Origin of the sequence: Yimella sp. cx-51 (assembly GCF_017654605.1) — a bacterium.
Lineage (GTDB): Bacteria > Actinomycetota > Actinomycetes > Actinomycetales > Dermatophilaceae > Yimella.
On record NZ_CP072113.1, the window covers coordinates 935,885 to 951,858 of the forward strand.

The window sequence follows — 15,974 nt, forward strand, 5'->3', positions numbered from 1 at the left end:
GCGCCCCGCTCTACGCGTGGAGATGCCTACGAAGTCAGAGAAACGCCCGGGTCGTCCCCGGGCGTTTCTCTGTACAGCGGGTGTTGCCGGCCGTCCAGCAGTCAGCTCTTCTTCGGAGCGCCGGGTCGGGCGTAGCGCCACCACGTGATCGCGATGCACATGATCGCCCATGCGACGCCCACCCAGTAGAAGGCGGGGCCACCGAGCGTGGTGATGCCGATACCGAAAAGGAACGGACCGAACGCGGCGACCGCGGCCGTCCAGCCGATGACGCCGCCGGCTTGGCGTCGCTCGAAGATCATCGGCATCTGTTTGAAGGTGGAGGCGTTACCGATACCTGCGAACAGGAAGATCGCGAGCATTCCGTACAGGAACTGGTTGAAGCCTGACTCCAGCGCAGCGGCCGAGGAGGTGTCGGGCGTGAGACCGGGAATCGTGTAGATGATCGATGCCACCAGGCCGACACCGGAGACGAGCGACCAGATCGCGCCGCCCATGCGGTCGGTCAGCGGCGAGAAGAGCACGCGCGCACCGGCGCCGACTAGCGGGCCGAGGAAGACGTACTTCACCGGGTCGGGGAGTGCATAGCCCTCCACGAGCACCTTTGCTGCTGCGCCGGTGCCACTGACGATCTCGGAGTTGCCGGTGCCGTAGAGATTGGCCATGAGCAGACCGAACTGAGCCGACAGACCCGAGAACGTGCCGAAAGTCATGATGTAGAGCAGCGTCATCCACCAGGTGTCCTGGTTCTTGAAGATGTCGAACTGCTGCTTGATGTTGGCCTGGATCGGCACCGACTTCAGCATCGTCCACGCCAGCGCTGCCCCGATGAGCATCAACGGGATCCAGATGAAGGCGGCGTTCTGGAACCACACCTCCTGGCTGGGCTTGCCGGGAGACTTCATCATCTGGCTGCCGCCGAAGATCGCCAGGCCACTCATCGCGATGAGGTAGGGCGTGGCCAGCTGGACGATCGAGACGCCGAAGTTGCCCAGGCCCGCCTGCAGGCCGAGCGCCGTCCCCTGCTTGGACTTGGGGAAGAAGAACGAGGTACTCGGCATGAAGCCGGAGAACGCGCCACCACCGATACCGGCCAGGAAAGCCAGCGTCATCAGCTCCCAGTACGGCGCCGTCGGGTTCTGCACGCGCACACCCCAACCGAGGGTGGAGGAGACCAGCAGCAGCGTCGTGAGCGACACCATCTTGCGGGTGCCCATGATCGGCGGCAGAACCATCCAGATGAGGCGGAAGATTCCGGCGGCCAGACCGGGCATGGCCGCCATCCAGTACAGCTGCTCCTTGGACCAGGAGTAGCCGAGCGCGTTGAGCTTGGGAATGATCGCGCTCGGCAGGAACCACGCGATGAACGCCAGGGTGAGACAGAACGTGGTGATCCAGAGGGTGCGCCACGCCAGCCCGGAATCCCAGTTCTCCCCTTCGGGATCCCAGGACTCGAGCCATTCCTTCCCGCGGCGGGGTTGCTCAGTCGTACTGGTCATCGGGTTGCTCCAACTGGTTCGGGCCGTTCGATGTGATCGGCGATTTCGGGGGAGTGCTCACGGTGCATAGACAGCACCGTGAGGTGCATCCAGATCGCGCAGACCGCGGTGAGCAGGAACAGGACGAAGAAAGTGCTGGACGGGAACCCCGACCACTGTTTGGTGTAGGCGAAGAGCGGGGGCAATGCGAAGCCGCCCAGGCCACCGAACATGCCCACGAGTCCGCCGACCGAGCCGACATTGTCGGGGAAGTACTGCGGGATGTGCTTGTAGACGGCGGCCTTGCCGATACCCATCGCGCAACCGAGCAGGAAGACCAGCACCGCGAACGGGAAGAGTCCGAGGTTCCACGCCAGGTGCTGGCTGGTGTGGCCGTCAGGGTGCACGATCACCAGGTGTCCGTTGGGCATCATCAGGATGCCGCTGGTCAGCAGCATGACCGCGAAGGTGAGGTACATGACCTTGCGAGCACCGAGCTTGTCGGAGAACCAGCCGCCCAACGGGCGCAGCAGGGACGCCGGGAAGATGAACGTTGCGGTGAGCAGTGCAGCGTCGTGCAGGGAGATGTCGAAGTTGTCGACGTAGTACTTCGGCAGCCAGGCCGAGAGCGCGACGTACGCACCGAAGACTGCTGCGTAGTAGAGGCTGAAGCGCCACACCCGCACCTGCTTCAGCGGCGCGAGCATCTCGCTGACCGGCTTGCCGGCTCCGGCCATCTTGTCCTGGCTCGGGGTGATGAAGAAGGTCAGCACCGCCACGGCGACCAGCGCGATCGAATAGACCGCCGGGAAGAGTCGCCAGCCGCCCTCGATGAAACCGAAGTAGGTGGCGCCGGCCGTTGCGGTGAGGATCGTGGGGAAGACCACCAGCATCAGCTTGGTGACCGAGGCACCGACGTTGCCTGCACCGAAGACACCGAGCGCGTAGCCCTGACGCTCGCGTGGCGTCCACGCGGAGTTCCAGGCGACGCCGACGCTGAACAGGTTGCCGGCAAAGCCGACCAGGAAGGCCAGCAGCAGGAGCATCCCGTAGGAGTGCGCGTGTGCGACCAGGTAGCACGGGATCGCGGTGAGCAGCAGCATCGCGATGGTGACCACCCGGCCACCGACGCGGTCGGCCAGCATGCCGGCCGGCAGGCGCCACATCGAGCCGTTGAGCACGGCGACGGCGCTCACCCAGGCGAGTTGCGGATCGGAGAGCTTGAGCTCTTTCTGGATCGGGACACCGAGGATTCCGAACATCAGCCAGACCGCGAACATCAAGGTGAACGCGATGGTCGACATCACCAGGACTCTGGTGGCACCGCTGGATCTGGGAAGGGTGTCGGATGCCGTGGAGGACATCGGCGGAGGGCTCCTTCGAGCGCTTGCAGGACACACGGCAGGTCACCGTGCAGGTACCAAAGTAGGAATGTTCGCGGGACGGCAATAGGGACGTTGGTCCCCTTCCACTCCTGAGAAGAATCCCTAGGCTCAGGGGGCATTGGGACAACTGTGCCGATTCTTGGAGGACGAGCATGTCGATCGACGACGCGATGACCAGCGCTCTGTTGCGCACCCGTAGGCATTTCGCACCGAAGAAGGTGTCGGAGGATCTGCGCACGCTGCACCAGGTGGGTGGTCGCGCCGGTGACGCGTTCTACCGGGACCGCTGGAGCCACGACAAGGTCGTGCGCTCGACCCACGGCGTCAACTGCACCGGGTCCTGCTCCTGGAAGGTGTACGTCAAGGACGGCATCATCACCTGGGAGGCGCAGCAGACCGACTATCCCTCGGCGGGTGCGGACAAGCCGGAGTACGAGCCGCGCGGTTGCCCTCGAGGTGCGGCTTTCTCCTGGTACACCTACAGCCCCACCAGGGTGCGTTACCCCTACCTGCGCGGCGTGCTGCTGGAGATGTTCCGCGCTGCCAAGGCCGAGCACGGTGGTGACCCGGTGCTGGCCTGGGAATCGATCGTGGAAGACCCCGAGAAGGCTCGCCGCTACAAGAAGGCGCGCGGCAAGGGTGGTCTGGTGCGGGCCACGTGGGAAGACGCCGTCGAGATCATCGCGGCCGCCCACGTCTACACCGTGAAGAAGTACGGGCCCGACCGCATCGCAGGATTCTCCCCGATCCCGGCGATGTCGCCGGTCTCCTACACCTCGGGCGCTCGGTTCCTCGAGCTCGTCGGTGCGCCGATGCTCTCCTTCTACGACTGGTACGCCGACCTGCCCAACGCCTCGCCGCAGATGTTCGGTGACCAGACCGACGTCCCCGAATCGGGCGACTGGTGGGACGCCGGCTACCTGATCATGTGGGGCTCCAACGTCCCGCTGACCCGCACCCCCGACGCCCACTGGATGACCGAGGCCCGTTACCGGGGGCAGAAGGTCATCGCGGTGGCGCCCGACTACGCCGAGAACGTCAAGTTCGCCGACGAATGGGTCACCGCGGCACCGGGCACCGACGGAGCGTTGGCGATGGCGATGGGCCACGTCGTGCTCAAGGAATTCTTCGTCGACCAGCAGGTGCCTTTCTTCGAGGACTACAACAAGCGCTTCACCGACCTGCCCAACCTCATCTCGCTCGTGCCTGGTCCGGACGGCGTGCTGCGTCCGGGCAAGTACCTCGTGGCCGGCGATGTGGAGGGCGGCCCGAAGGCCGACTCCGAGAACGCCATGTGGAAGCCTGCCGTATTCGACGGCGCGACAAACGAATTGGCGATTCTCAACGGTTCCATCGGCGATCGCTATGGCGAGGAGGGCGTCGGTCAGTGGAACCTCGAGCTCGAGGGTGTCGACCCGTTGCTAACGGTCTACGGACGCCACGACGACGCCGTCGAGGTCGAGTTGCCGCGCTTCGACGCGACCGACGGCAAGGTGGCCTACGAGCGCCGCGGCGTACCGGTGCGCCGGGTGGGAGACCGCCTGGTCACCACCGTCCTCGACCTCATGCTCGCCCAGTACGGCGTCGGACGCGAAGGCCTGCCGGGAGCGTGGCCGACCGGCTATGACGACCCGTCGGCACCCGCGACGCCTGCGTGGCAGCAGCAGCACACCGGCGTGCCCGCGCAGCAGGTGGAGCGCCTCGCCCGCGAGTGGGCGCAGAACGCCATCGACACGGGTGGTCGCGGCATGATCCTCATGGGCGCCGGCGTGAACCACTGGTTCCACTCCGACCAGATCTATCGCGCGATGCTGGTGCTCACCACGATCACCGGCTGCCAGGGCCGTAACGGAGGCGGATGGGCGCACTACGTCGGCCAGGAGAAGATCCGGCCGATCATGGGCTTTCAGCACATGGCCTTCGCGCTCGACTGGCACCGCCCGCCGAGGCACATGAACCAGACCTCCTACTGGTACGTGCACACCAGCCAGTACCGCTACGACACCCACAGCGCGGACGACCTGGATTCGGGCACCGGCATCTTCGCCGGCAGGGGAGTCATGGACCTGCTGGCGCAGTCGGCGCGACTGGGTTGGAGCCCGAGCTACCCGACCTTCGACCGCAGTTCGCTCGACCTCGCCGATGATGCCGCCGAAGCCGGCATGGAGGTGCCCGATTACGTTGCGGCACAGCTGAAGTCGGGTGATCTGCGGTTCGCGGTGGAGGACCCGGAAAACCCTGTCAACTACCCGCGAGTGCTGTCGCTGTGGCGCTCGAACCTGCTGGGCAGCTCGGCGAAGGGCAATGAGTACTTCCTGCGTCACCTGCTGGGCACCGACAGTGCCGCGACCGCCGTCGAGGCGTCGCCGGAACACCGTCCGAGCAGTGTGGTGTGGGCCGAGGAGGCCGGCGAGGGCAAGCTCGATCTGCTCATGACGATCGACTTCCGGATGACCAGTTCGACGATCATGAGCGACGTGGTGCTGCCCGCAGCCACCTGGTACGAGAAGCACGACCTCTCGACCACCGACATGCACCCCTTCGTCCACTCCTTCAACCCCGCGATCAACCCGCCGTGGCAGACCAAGTCGGACTGGGAGGCATGGAAGGCCGTCGCGAAGAAGTTCAGCGAGTTGGCCGTCGATCACCTCGGCACCCGCAAGGACGTCGTCGCCAAGCCGTTGTGGCACGACACCCCCGAGGCGATGGCCACCGTGCATGGTGAGGTGAAGGACTGGAAGCTCGGGGAGTGTGAGCCGATCCCGGGCAAGACGATGCCGGTGATCGCGGTCGCCGAGCGCGACTACACCGCCGTCTACGACAAGATGACGACGATCGGTCCGCTCATGGAGAAGGTGGGCATGCTCACCAAGGGCGTGGCCTATCAGGTGGGTCGCGAGATCGACATCCTGCGCACCCGTAACGGGGTCGCGAACAGCGGGGCGGGTAAGGGCCAGCCGAAGGTCGAGACCGACGTCCAGATGGCCGACGCAATCCTGCACCTGGCCGGCGTCTCCAACGGACACCTCGCCACCCAGGGATTCAAGTTCCTGGAGAAGCGCACCGGGACGCAGTTGGCCGACCTGTCGGCCGAGCACGAGGGCAAGCAGATCACCTTCGCCGACACCCAGGTGTCTCCGGTGCCGGTGATCACCTCGCCGGAGTGGTCGGGTTCGGAGTCGGGCGGTCGTCGCTACAGCCCGTTCACGATCAACATCGAGCGCAGCAAGCCCTTCCACACCCTGACCGGGCGACAGCAGTTCTACGTCGACCACGACTGGTTCATCGGTATGGGCGAGGCGCTGCCGGTCTACCGTCCGCCGCTGAACATGACGAACCTGTTCGGTGAGACCCCGATCGGTGAGCAGAACGAGCTCGGGGTGTCGGTGCGATACCTGACACCGCACAACAAGTGGTCGATCCACTCCGAGTACCAGGACAACCTGTTCATGCTGTCGCTGTCCCGCGGTGGGCAATCGGTCTGGATGAGTGACCGGGACGCCGACAAGGTGGGCATCAAGGACAACGACTGGATCGAGATGGTCAACCGCAACGGTGTGGTGGCAGCGCGAGCGATCGTCAGCCACCGCATGCCGGAGGGCACGGTCTACATGCACCACGCCCAGGACCGCCTCATCGACGTTCCGCTCACCGAGCGTGACCGCAAGCGCGGCGGAATCCACAACAGCCTGACGCGAATCCTGTTGAAGCCCAACCACATGGTGGGTGGCTACGCGCAGTTGGCCTACTTCTTCAACTACATCGGCCCGATCGGCAACAACCGGGACGAAGTGACGATGATCCGCAAGCGCACCGCGCCCGTCGAGTACTGAGCCGCCGGCGAGAGAAGAGGAGACACAGCATGAAGATCATGGCTCAGATGGCGATGGTGATGAACCTCGACAAGTGCATCGGTTGCCACACCTGCTCGGTCACGTGCAAGCAGGCATGGACCAACCGGGCCGGCACCGAGTACGTGTGGTTCAACAACGTCGAGACCCGCCCCGGCCTCGGCTACCCGCGCACCTACGAGGACCAGGAGGAGTGGAAGGGCGGCTGGACGCTGGCCAAGAACGGCAAGCTGCAGCTCAAGGCGGGCGGTCGTTGGACGAAGCTCGCAAACATCTTCAGCAACCCCAAGATGCCCTCGATCGAGGACTACTACGAGCCCTGGACCTACGACTACGACACCCTGCTGACCTCACCGGCCACGAAGAACTTCCCCGTGGCGCGTCCCAAATCGCTGCTGTCCGGCAAGGACATGAACGTGCAGTGGTCGGCCAACTGGGACGACGACCTGGGCGGCTCGAAAGAGATCGCGGTCAAGGACCCGATGCTCAAGGGCATCGAGGACAAGGTGAAGTTCGAGTTCGAACAGACCTTCATGTTCTACCTGCCGCGTATCTGCGAGCACTGCCTCAACCCTTCCTGTGCGGCGTCCTGCCCCAGCGGCGCGATCTACAAGCGTTCCGAGGACGGAATCGTTCTTGTCGATCAGGACAAATGCCGTGGCTGGCGCATGTGTGTTTCTGGTTGCCCTTACAAGAAGGTCTACTTCAACCACAAGACCGGCAAGGCCGAGAAGTGCACCTTCTGCTACCCGCGCGTCGAGGTCGGCATCCCGACCGTGTGCGCCGAGACCTGTGTGGGGCGGCTTCGTTACATCGGCCTCATGCTCTACGACGCCGACCGGGTGCTGGAGGCGGCGAGCGTCGAGAACGACCAGGATCTCTACGAGGCTCAGCGTTCGGTCTTCCTCGACCCGAACGACCCCGAGATCGAGCGGGCGGCGGAGCAGGCCGGCATTCCGGGTGACTGGATCGAGGCGGCCAAGAAGTCGCCGGTACGACGACTGATCCAGGACTACAAGGTGGCGCTGCCGCTCCACCCGGAATACCGCACGATGCCCATGGTCTGGTACATCCCGCCGCTCTCGCCGGTGGTCGACGTCGTGCAGGAAACCGGCCACGACGCCGAGGACAAGGACAACCTCTTCGCCGCGATCGACACCCTGCGCATCCCGGTCGAGTACCTCGCCAACCTGTTCACCGCCGGCGACGTCGCTCCGGTCAACGACGTGCTGCGCAAGCTCGCGGCCATGCGTTCGTTCATGCGCGACATCAACCTCGGCGGAGACCCGAACGAGGCGATCGCCCAGGCGGTCGGCATGGATGCCGAGTCGATGTACGAGATGTTTCGCCTGCTGGCGATCGCGAAGTACAACGAGCGGTATGTCATTCCGACCGCGCACGCCGAGCAGGCGCACGGATTGGAGGAGTTGGCCACCGACTGCCCGGTCGACTACGACTTCGACTCCGACATGGGCACCTTCGGCGAGGGCTCAGGTGAGCTCACCCCCGTCGCGGTCGAGAACTTCCGGATGCTGCAGGAGCGCCAGACCAGCGACGAGTTGGTCGGCGGCGGTTCCAAGAGGGGCCGGGTCAACCTGCTCAACTGGGACGGCAAGGGCAGCCCGCGCGGGCTCTTCCCCGGGCGGAAGGACAAGTGATGAACATCTTCCGTCGCTCTGCCCGCGCCCACCGCTCGCGCCTGCCGCAGCAGGAGTTGCAGGTCGCGTGGCAGGCGGTTTCACTGCTGCTGGACTACCCGGGTGAGGACGCCGCACCGCAGCGCGCGCTGCTGCGTCCGGCGGTGACGCAGTTGCCCGCTTCGGTGCGTGACCCGCTGGTCGCGTTCCTCGATCACGCCGATGCCACCGACCCGCAGGTGCTGCGCAGCGATTACGTCGAGACCTTCGACCACACGCGGCGCGGCTGCCTCTACCTCACCTACTTCGCCTACGGCGACACCCGTCGCCGCGGTGTGGTGCTGGTGCAGTTCAAGCAGGCCTATCGCAAGGGCGGCGCAGAGTTCGAGTCGGACGAACTGCCCGACCACCTCGGCGTGGTGCTGGAATTCGGCGCGACCGTCGACATCGAGACCTCCTGGAAGCTGCTCGGCGACTACCGGGCGGGCGTGGAGATGCTGCGCCTTGCGTTGCAGGACCGGCATTCTCCGTGGGCGAACGTGCTCATCGCCCTGTGCGCGACGCTGCCTCCGCTCGGCGACGACGAGGTGGAGGCGGTGGCTCGACTGATCGAGCAGGGCCCGCCCCAGGAGGACGTTGGCATGGAGGGTTACGCCCTCGACCCACGCCTGAACTCCCCGTCACCGGGCACTTTCACCCCGCCCCCGACCATCCCCAATACGCCCGAGTTCCTGGGCAACGAGATTCCCGTGGGAGCCCCCCGATGAACACTTTCCTGTGGGTGATCGTGCCCTACATGTGCCTGGCGATCTTCGTGGTCGGCCACTGGTGGCGCTACAAGTACGACAAGTTCGGCTGGACGACGCGCTCGAGCCAGTTGTACGAATCGAAGCTGCTGCGCTGGGGCAGTCCGCTGTTCCACTTCGGCATGCTCGGCGTGGTGGGTGGCCACGTCATCGGCCTGCTCATCCCCAAGTCGTGGACCGACGCGATCGGCATCAGCGACGGCGTCTATCACTTCGTTGCCGTCGTCGGCGGCATGATCGCCGGCATCATGACGATCGTCGGCATCGCCATCCTGATCTACCGCCGCCGCACCACCGGGCCTGTCTTCTCGGCCACCACGCCGATGGACAAGGTGATGTACGCCTTCCTGGCGGCAGCGATCGTCCTCGGTATGTGGAACACCATCGCCGGTTCGATCTTCACCGTCGGCGGCCACTACAACTACCGAGAAGGCGTATCGGTCTGGTACCGCTCGTTCCTCGCGTTCAGCCCGGATGCCGACCTCATGGCCCAGGCGCCTATCGGGTTCAAGCTGCACGCACTGGTCGCCTTCGCGCTGTTCGCGATCTGGCCGTTCACCCGGCTGGTGCACGTCTTCAGCGCGCCGGTCGGTTACATCTGGCGTCCGTACGTCGTCTACCGCTCGCGCGATCCGCAGCGCGGACGCAGCACGTCGACCTCGCGTGCGTGGGATCGTCCTGAACTCAAGCGCTGAGGACAAATATGTTGTGGGCCCGCATCCTCATCGGGATGCGGGCCCACGCATGTTCGCGGATGCGATCAGATGCCGCTGTTGACGCTCAGCGCCTTCTTGCCGACAAAGCAGCTGGCGGTGTGCTTGCCTGATGCGCCGATGACCGAGCACTTCAACGTCTCGCCGTTGAACTGCACGTCCTCGTTGGCCATGTCCTGGTCCTTCTTGGAGAACTTCTCCCACAGGCCGCTGGCGTCCTCGCAGCTGAGTCCGATGGCCGTCGCCTCGGCGTCCTTGCCCTTGAACTTCAGGGTGCACTGGTTCGCGCCGCCAGGTGCTGCGGTTGCCTTCCCGCTGCCTTCTGCGGCGCTGGTGGTGGCGTTACCGGCCGAGGTCTGGCCGGCGGCGCTGCTCGCCGCATTCGTGGCGTCATCCTTCTTGTCGTCCGAGCCGCAGCCGGTGAGCCCAACGGTGAGCGTGAGCGCCGCGACGCCAAGGGCAGAGTGAAGCTTCCTCATGTGTTCCTCCCCAGAACAGGTGTGCATGTGACGCAGAGATTCGGCACGGCATTGGCGGAGCGTCTCCGTGGCTTTCGCCGGGAAGGAGGGCCTGCCGGTCACCCAGGCTTGCGAACGGACGAGCCTCCCCTGTGGACTACCGGTGCTCACTGGCTGAGGGCGGGGCCTGACAATGAGTGCATGCACTTCGACCTTGCGATCATCGGCACCGGCTCGGGCAACTCCCTGGTCACCCCGGACTTCGACGGCAAACACGTGGCGGTGATCGAGAAGGGGCTCTTCGGCGGCACCTGCCTCAACGTGGGGTGCATCCCGACGAAGATGTTCGTCTACGCCGCCGAGGTCGCCGAATCCATCCGCGGGGCGAGCAAGTACGGCATCGATGCCCACCTGGACCGCGTGCGCTGGCGTGACATCCGTGACCGGGTCTTCGGTCGGATCGACCCGATCGAAGCCGGGGGCCGCGACTACCGGGTGAACGGGCCGGGCACCACGGCCTATCTCGGCACTGCCCGCTTCACCGGGCCGCGCGCACTGGTCGTCGACGTCGACGCACGCGAAGAGGAAGTCACAGCCGATCAGATCGTGATCGCCACTGGCTCGACTCCCGTTGTGCCGCAAGCGATCCGCGACAGCGGGGTGCGCTTCTACACCAACGAGGACGTCATGCGCATCGATGAGCTTCCGCGGCGCATGACCATCGTCGGCGGCGGTTACATCGCAGCGGAGTTCGCGCACGTCTTCGGCGCACTGGGCGTGGAGATCACGATCGTCACGCGCGGTCCGCAGATGCTGCGCGCCCAGGACGAGACTGTCGCCCGAGCCTTCAGTGAACTTGCCGCACAGCAATGGGACGTCCGGTTCGGCACGACCGTGGCCGGTGCCTCCCAGGAGGGCGAGGTCATCTTGTTGACCCTTTCCGACGGTGTGCAACTCGAGACCGACCTTCTGCTGGTCGCTGCCGGCCGCGAACCGCTGGTGCCCGAAGGCGTTTCGCTCGCCAGCGTCGAGCTCACCCAGGACGGCCGGGTCGAGGTCGACGAGTTCGGGCGCACCACCGCCGATGGCGTGTGGTCGCTGGGTGATGTGAGCTCGGCCTACCAGCTGAAGCACGTGGCCAACCACGAAGCCCGTGTCGTCGCCCACAACCTCACTCACCCGGAGGCACTGGAGGAGTTCGACCACCGCTTCGTGCCGGCAGCGGTCTTCACCCATCCGCAGGTTGCATCCGTCGGCCTCACTGAGCAGCAGGCCCGGGACGTCGGCCACGACCTCACTGTCAAGGTGCAGAAGTACGGCGACACCGCCTACGGCTGGGCCATGGAGGACACCACGAGCTTCGTCAAGCTGATCGCCGACCGTCGTACCGGCGATCTGCTCGGCGCCCACCTCATGGGTCCGCAGGCCAGTTCACTGATCCAGCCGATCGTCCAGGCGATGAGTTTCGGTCAGTCCGCAGTCGGTCTCGCGCGAGGGCAGTACTGGATCCACCCCGCGATGGCCGAGGTGGTCGAGAACGCTCTGCTCGGGCTCGAATTCGACTGACTCACCTCTGCTCAGGGAGTTTCCCGAGTGGACACCGAATGTCACGCCGCAACCAGGAGAATCCTGGCAAAGAATTGGTAAAGGCCCCCGCGGCGGGTTGCTGGACGTGATCTGATTCGAGCAGCCGGCGATCGACTCTCGATCGTCCACGAGCTCGGGGGAGTCGATGGCCGAATTCGCCGTCCGCACAACAGGTCTACGGAAGGTCTATCAGGGACGACGCGGACGCCACGTCGCCGTACAAGGGCTCGATCTCAACGTGCCGGTCGGGGGAGTGCACGGCTTTCTCGGACCGAATGGCTCGGGCAAGACGACCTCGCTGCGCATGCTGCTCGGGCTCATTCGTGCTGACGGCGGCACCATGGAGATCTTCGATCGGGCGGTGCCAGAACATCTGCCGGAGGTGATTTCCCGCGTCGGCGCCATCGTCGAGTCGCCGAAGTTCTTCCCGGCCTTCAGCGGACGGCGCAACCTCAGCCTCCTCACCGATGCGATTGGCACTGAACGCAGTGCGGTCGATCGGGTGCTGGAGGAGACGTCGTTGCGGGATCGAGCTGATGACCCTTTCAAGTCGTATTCGCTCGGTATGAAGCAGCGCCTCGCGATCGCGGCCACGTTGCTCAAATCTCCCGATCTCCTGATCTTCGACGAGCCGACCAACGGCCTCGACCCCGCCGGCATCCATGAGATCCGGCGCACCATGCGAGCGCTGGCCGACGAAGGTCGCACCGTGCTGGTGAGTAGTCACATCCTCAGCGAGATCCAGCAGATCGCCGACACCGTGTCGATCATCGGGCAGGGTCGCCTGCTGGCCGAGGGCAGTGTTGCCGAACTCATGGCACGCGGGGCATCGGGTGCCGTCATTCGCACCACCGACGACGTCCGAGCCCGCGAGTTGCTCTCGAACGCAGGGGTGAGTCTTCGCGCCGAGCACGACCATCTCGTGCTGGACGATGTGGACGACCCGGCACGCATCAGCGAACTCCTTGCGGCGCAACAGATCTGGCTCCGTGAACTGCGGCCCACGGGTCACGACCTGGAGTCGGTCTTCCTCGAACTCACCCGCTCCGAAGGTCTCGAAGCCACCGGAGGTGTGCGATGAAGCGGTTGCTGACGGCGGAACTGCGCCGGGCAGCGGCGCGAGGCATCACCAAAGGGGCACTTCTGCTCACCTTGCTGGTCGCCCTCTTCGCGTTGTTCGGCACGTATCGCCAGGTGGCGACCATGCCCTCCGAGGCGCAGATGCAGCAGGACTTCAAGGCCGTGCACGACGACTGGGTGAAGAACCACGTGCAGAACGAGAAGACCTGTCGCGAAACCACACCCAAGGACGTCGTCGAGGCGAATCCGGGCATGTGCGAAATGCAGGAACCGACCAAGGAGTCGTGGTTCGGGCAGCGACTGACGATCGGCCAGCAGGCGCGTGACGTCCGAATGGGCCTGAGCCTCATCGTCGCCCTCGCAGCGCTGATGCTTGGAGCGAGCTTGGTGTGTGCGGAGTTCACCTCGGGCTCGATGATGACGTGGCTGACTTTCGAGCCGCGTCGAAGTCGCGTCTACGCGACGAAGGTGATCGCGGCGGCGCTCTTCGGACTGCTGCCCGCCCTCGTCGTCTTCCTCGTCGATGTGCCCGGGTTGTGGCTGATCGGCCAGTCCGGGGGACTGCAGTTCGGGCCGGGAGAACAGAGCACCTACTTCGCGTCCTTCCTGCGCTTGTTCGGGGTGGGCGCCTTCGCCGGACTGGTAGGCGCGGCACTGGGCTTCGTCGCGCGACACACCACCGCCGTGCTCGGAGCGGCGATCGTCTACCTCATTGCGTTCGAGATCATTCTCGCCAGTTCGATCGAAAGCATGAAGCGCTGGACGATCGGCACCGCTGTCACGGCCTTCGTCGAGCACGGTCACGGATGGACGACCTACCCCGATTGCTATGGGCCGCAGGAGTGCAAACCGATCGAGCACTGGCTCGGCTTCTGGCCGGCGACAGCGCAGCTTGCGGTCGTCGCAACTGTGATCACGCTCGGCGGCCTGGCGATCTTCCGCAGGCGGGACGTCGGCTGACTCGGATGCGAGGCTCCCGCCGCGTACGGTCGACGCATGGCCAATCGTCTTGCCAGCGCGACCAGCCCGTACCTGCTCCAGCATGCCGACAACCCCGTCGACTGGTGGGAGTGGGGCGAAGAAGCCTTCAACGAGGCGCGTCGCCGCAACGTCCCCATCCTGCTGAGTGTCGGGTATGCCGCCTGCCACTGGTGCCACGTGATGGCGCACGAGTCGTTCGAGGACGAGGCGACGGCAGTGTTGATGAACGAGAAGTTCGTCAACATCAAGGTCGACCGCGAAGAGCGTCCCGACATCGACTCCATCTACATGAATGCCACCAGTGCGATGACCGGCCACGGTGGCTGGCCGATGACATGCGTGCTCGACCACGAAGGTCTGCCCTTCTTCGCCGGCACCTACTTCCCGCCGCAGCCGCGGCACGGACAGCCGTCCTTCACGCAGGTGCTGCAGTTCCTCAGCGACGCCTGGACCGATCGGCGCGACGATGTACGCGGCGCCGCCGAGGCGCTCCGGGAGCATCTCAACCGCGAGGCGACCGGCGGCGCACCGATCAGCAGTGCCGAGATCGGCCGGGCTGCGCAGCTGCTGGCAGCCGAATTCGACAGTCGCGCAAAGGGCTTCGGCGGGGCGCCGAAGTTTCCACCATCGATGGTGCTGGACTTCCTTCGGCTGCGCGGCACCCACGGCGACGACCGTTCGCGGCAGATGCTGGAAGAGACGGCCGAGGCGATGGCCCGAGGCGGGATGTACGACCAGCTCGGTGGCGGTTTCGCGCGCTACAGCGTCGACGCCGATTGGGTGGTGCCGCACTTCGAGAAGATGCTCTACGACAACGCGCAACTGCTGGCGGTCTATGCGCGTCTCGGCACCCCGCTCGGCGACCGCGTCGCCCGGGAGACCGCTGACTTCCTACTGCGCGAGTTGATGGTTGACGGTGGCGCACTCGCGAGCTCGCTGGACGCCGACACCGAGGGTGTCGAAGGCAAGTTCTACGCCTGGACCCCGCAGCAGCTCATCGAGGTGCTCGGTCCAGACGATGCCGCGTGGGCCGCCACGACCTTCGGGGTGACCGAGCGGGGCACCTTCGAGCACGGCAGCTCGGTGCTGCAACTGCGCCAGGACGTCGACGACAACGAACGGTTGGCGGACGTCCGGGCGAAACTGTTCGCTGCGCGTGAGCAGCGGGTCCGCCCGGGACGCGATGACAAGGTGGTCGCCGCGTGGAACGGGCTGGCGATCAGTGGCCTGGTGGCGGCGGCCCAAGCTCTCGCTGGGGACCCCTACCTGCGTGCCGCGGAGCGCATCGCCGACTACCTGCTCACGGTGCACGTCGTCGAGGGCAGGTTGCGACGTGTCTCCCGCGACGGCGAGGTCGGTAGGCCGGCGGCCGTGTTGGAAGACCTCGGGTGCCTCGCCGGTGGACTCCTCGATCTGGCCGCTGCCACCAACCGGGTCGATCTCCTCGACGCAGCCAGGGCACTCCTGGACGACGCCATTGAACGATTCCGAGCGCAGGACGGTGGCTTCTACGACACCGCCGTCGACGCCGAGACCCTCATCGCCCGCCCGCGTGAGGCGGTCGACAACGCCAGCCCGTCGGGCTTGTCGTCCGTGGTCGATGCATTGATCACCTTCACTGCGCTCAGCGGTGACACACGCTACGACGAGATCGCCGGCGAGGCGCTTGCGTCCATGCACGAAGTGGCCAGTCGCGCTCCTCGCTTCGCCGGACGGGCGCTGGTGGCTGCGCATCGCTTGGCGACCGGCCCCGAGCAGGTCGCGGTGGTGGGGGAGCCCGGTCAGCAACGCGACACCCTGGTGTCGGCGGCACTACGGCGGTTCGGCGGTCCTGTCGCGGTCGGCGATGGCGTCCACGCGAGTCTGCCGGTGCTGGCGCAACGTTCCGCAGTCGCGGGTGGTGCGGCAGCGTTCGTCTGCCGTGGCCAGGTCTGTGATCTTCCTGTCACCTCGGCAGAGCGCCTGCTCGGTGGTGCGCACCACGGCTGATCCGGCCGT

11 protein-coding genes are annotated in these 15,974 nt (G+C 65.6%); 8 read left to right on the forward strand and 3 right to left on the reverse strand.

Annotation, left to right across the window (positions count from 1 at the left end):
- Positions 1-101: 101 nt before the first annotated feature.
- Positions 102-1,499, reverse strand: a complete 1,398-nt coding sequence (locus tag J5M86_RS04450) for an MFS transporter (protein ID WP_188060024.1) — start codon at positions 1,497-1,499, stop codon at positions 102-104.
- Positions 1,496-2,842 carry a nitrate/nitrite transporter gene (locus J5M86_RS04455; protein ID WP_188060025.1) on the reverse strand — a complete coding sequence of 449 codons (1,347 nt, stop codon included), beginning with the start codon at positions 2,840-2,842 and terminating at the stop codon, positions 1,496-1,498. The genes J5M86_RS04450 and J5M86_RS04455 overlap by 4 nt, the downstream gene beginning before the upstream one ends.
- Before the next feature lie 173 nt (positions 2,843-3,015).
- Here J5M86_RS04455 and J5M86_RS04460 point away from each other — a divergent pair, with 173 nt between their 5' ends.
- The 4 genes from J5M86_RS04460 to narI are packed head-to-tail and all read left to right on the forward strand — an operon-like array spanning position 3,016 to position 9,852.
- Complete coding sequence (locus J5M86_RS04460) at positions 3,016-6,696, forward strand: nitrate reductase subunit alpha (protein WP_188060026.1); 3,681 nt, start codon at positions 3,016-3,018, stop codon at positions 6,694-6,696.
- Between the two features lie 29 nt (positions 6,697-6,725).
- The gene (gene narH / locus J5M86_RS04465) at positions 6,726-8,372 is read left to right on the forward strand and encodes a nitrate reductase subunit beta (RefSeq protein ID WP_188060027.1); all 1,647 of its coding nucleotides are present in this window, start codon (positions 6,726-6,728) and stop codon (positions 8,370-8,372) included.
- Positions 8,372-9,118: a nitrate reductase molybdenum cofactor assembly chaperone gene (narJ, locus tag J5M86_RS04470; protein WP_188060028.1), complete on the forward strand. Its 747-nt coding sequence runs from the start codon at positions 8,372-8,374 to the stop codon at positions 9,116-9,118. Before narH ends, narJ begins: the two co-directional genes overlap by 1 nt.
- The gene (gene narI, locus J5M86_RS04475) at positions 9,115-9,852 is read left to right on the forward strand and encodes a respiratory nitrate reductase subunit gamma (protein ID WP_188060029.1); all 738 of its coding nucleotides are present in this window, start codon (positions 9,115-9,117) and stop codon (positions 9,850-9,852) included. The genes narJ and narI overlap by 4 nt, the downstream gene beginning before the upstream one ends.
- 65 nt (positions 9,853-9,917) lie before the next feature.
- Here the strand turns inward: narI and J5M86_RS04480 are convergent, their stop codons facing one another.
- Positions 9,918-10,349 (reverse strand): hypothetical protein, encoded by a 432-nt coding sequence (locus tag J5M86_RS04480; RefSeq protein WP_188060030.1) that lies wholly within the window; start codon positions 10,347-10,349, stop codon positions 9,918-9,920.
- A gap of 180 nt (positions 10,350-10,529) precedes the next feature.
- On the opposite strand from J5M86_RS04480, the gene mtr reads away from it, so the two are divergent.
- The 4 genes from mtr to J5M86_RS04500 all read left to right on the forward strand — a co-directional run bounded on the left by mtr (position 10,530) and on the right by J5M86_RS04500 (position 15,965).
- Positions 10,530-11,894, forward strand: a complete 1,365-nt coding sequence (gene mtr / locus J5M86_RS04485; RefSeq protein WP_188060031.1) for a mycothione reductase — start codon at positions 10,530-10,532, stop codon at positions 11,892-11,894.
- Between the two features lie 166 nt (positions 11,895-12,060).
- Positions 12,061-12,996 (forward strand): ATP-binding cassette domain-containing protein, encoded by a 936-nt coding sequence (locus J5M86_RS04490; protein WP_188060032.1) that lies wholly within the window; start codon positions 12,061-12,063, stop codon positions 12,994-12,996.
- Positions 12,993-13,955 (forward strand): ABC transporter permease subunit, encoded by a 963-nt coding sequence (locus J5M86_RS04495; protein WP_188060033.1) that lies wholly within the window; start codon positions 12,993-12,995, stop codon positions 13,953-13,955. The genes J5M86_RS04490 and J5M86_RS04495 overlap by 4 nt, the downstream gene beginning before the upstream one ends.
- A 36-nt stretch (positions 13,956-13,991) precedes the next feature.
- Entirely contained in the window at positions 13,992-15,965 is a 1,974-nt protein-coding gene (locus tag J5M86_RS04500; protein ID WP_188060034.1) for a thioredoxin domain-containing protein, read from the forward strand.
- The last annotated feature ends 9 nt before the right edge of the window (positions 15,966-15,974 follow it).

Excerpts from the sequence above, each read along its gene's own strand:
- J5M86_RS04450 (WP_188060024.1), bottom strand. The coding sequence starts at position 1,499 with ATGACCAGTACGACTGAGCAACCCCGCCGCGGGAAGGAATGGCTCGAG.
- J5M86_RS04455 (WP_188060025.1), bottom strand. The coding sequence starts at position 2,842 with ATGTCCTCCACGGCATCCGACACCCTTCCCAGATCCAGCGGTGCCACC.
- J5M86_RS04460 (WP_188060026.1), top strand. The coding sequence starts at position 3,016 with ATGTCGATCGACGACGCGATGACCAGCGCTCTGTTGCGCACCCGTAGG.
- narH (WP_188060027.1), top strand. The coding sequence starts at position 6,726 with ATGAAGATCATGGCTCAGATGGCGATGGTGATGAACCTCGACAAGTGC.
- narJ (WP_188060028.1), top strand. The coding sequence starts at position 8,372 with ATGAACATCTTCCGTCGCTCTGCCCGCGCCCACCGCTCGCGCCTGCCG.
- narI (WP_188060029.1), top strand. The coding sequence starts at position 9,115 with ATGAACACTTTCCTGTGGGTGATCGTGCCCTACATGTGCCTGGCGATC.
- J5M86_RS04480 (WP_188060030.1), bottom strand. The coding sequence starts at position 10,349 with ATGAGGAAGCTTCACTCTGCCCTTGGCGTCGCGGCGCTCACGCTCACC.
- mtr (WP_188060031.1), top strand. The coding sequence starts at position 10,530 with ATGCACTTCGACCTTGCGATCATCGGCACCGGCTCGGGCAACTCCCTG.
- J5M86_RS04490 (WP_188060032.1), top strand. The coding sequence starts at position 12,061 with ATGGCCGAATTCGCCGTCCGCACAACAGGTCTACGGAAGGTCTATCAG.
- J5M86_RS04495 (WP_188060033.1), top strand. The coding sequence starts at position 12,993 with ATGAAGCGGTTGCTGACGGCGGAACTGCGCCGGGCAGCGGCGCGAGGC.
- J5M86_RS04500 (WP_188060034.1), top strand. The coding sequence starts at position 13,992 with ATGGCCAATCGTCTTGCCAGCGCGACCAGCCCGTACCTGCTCCAGCAT.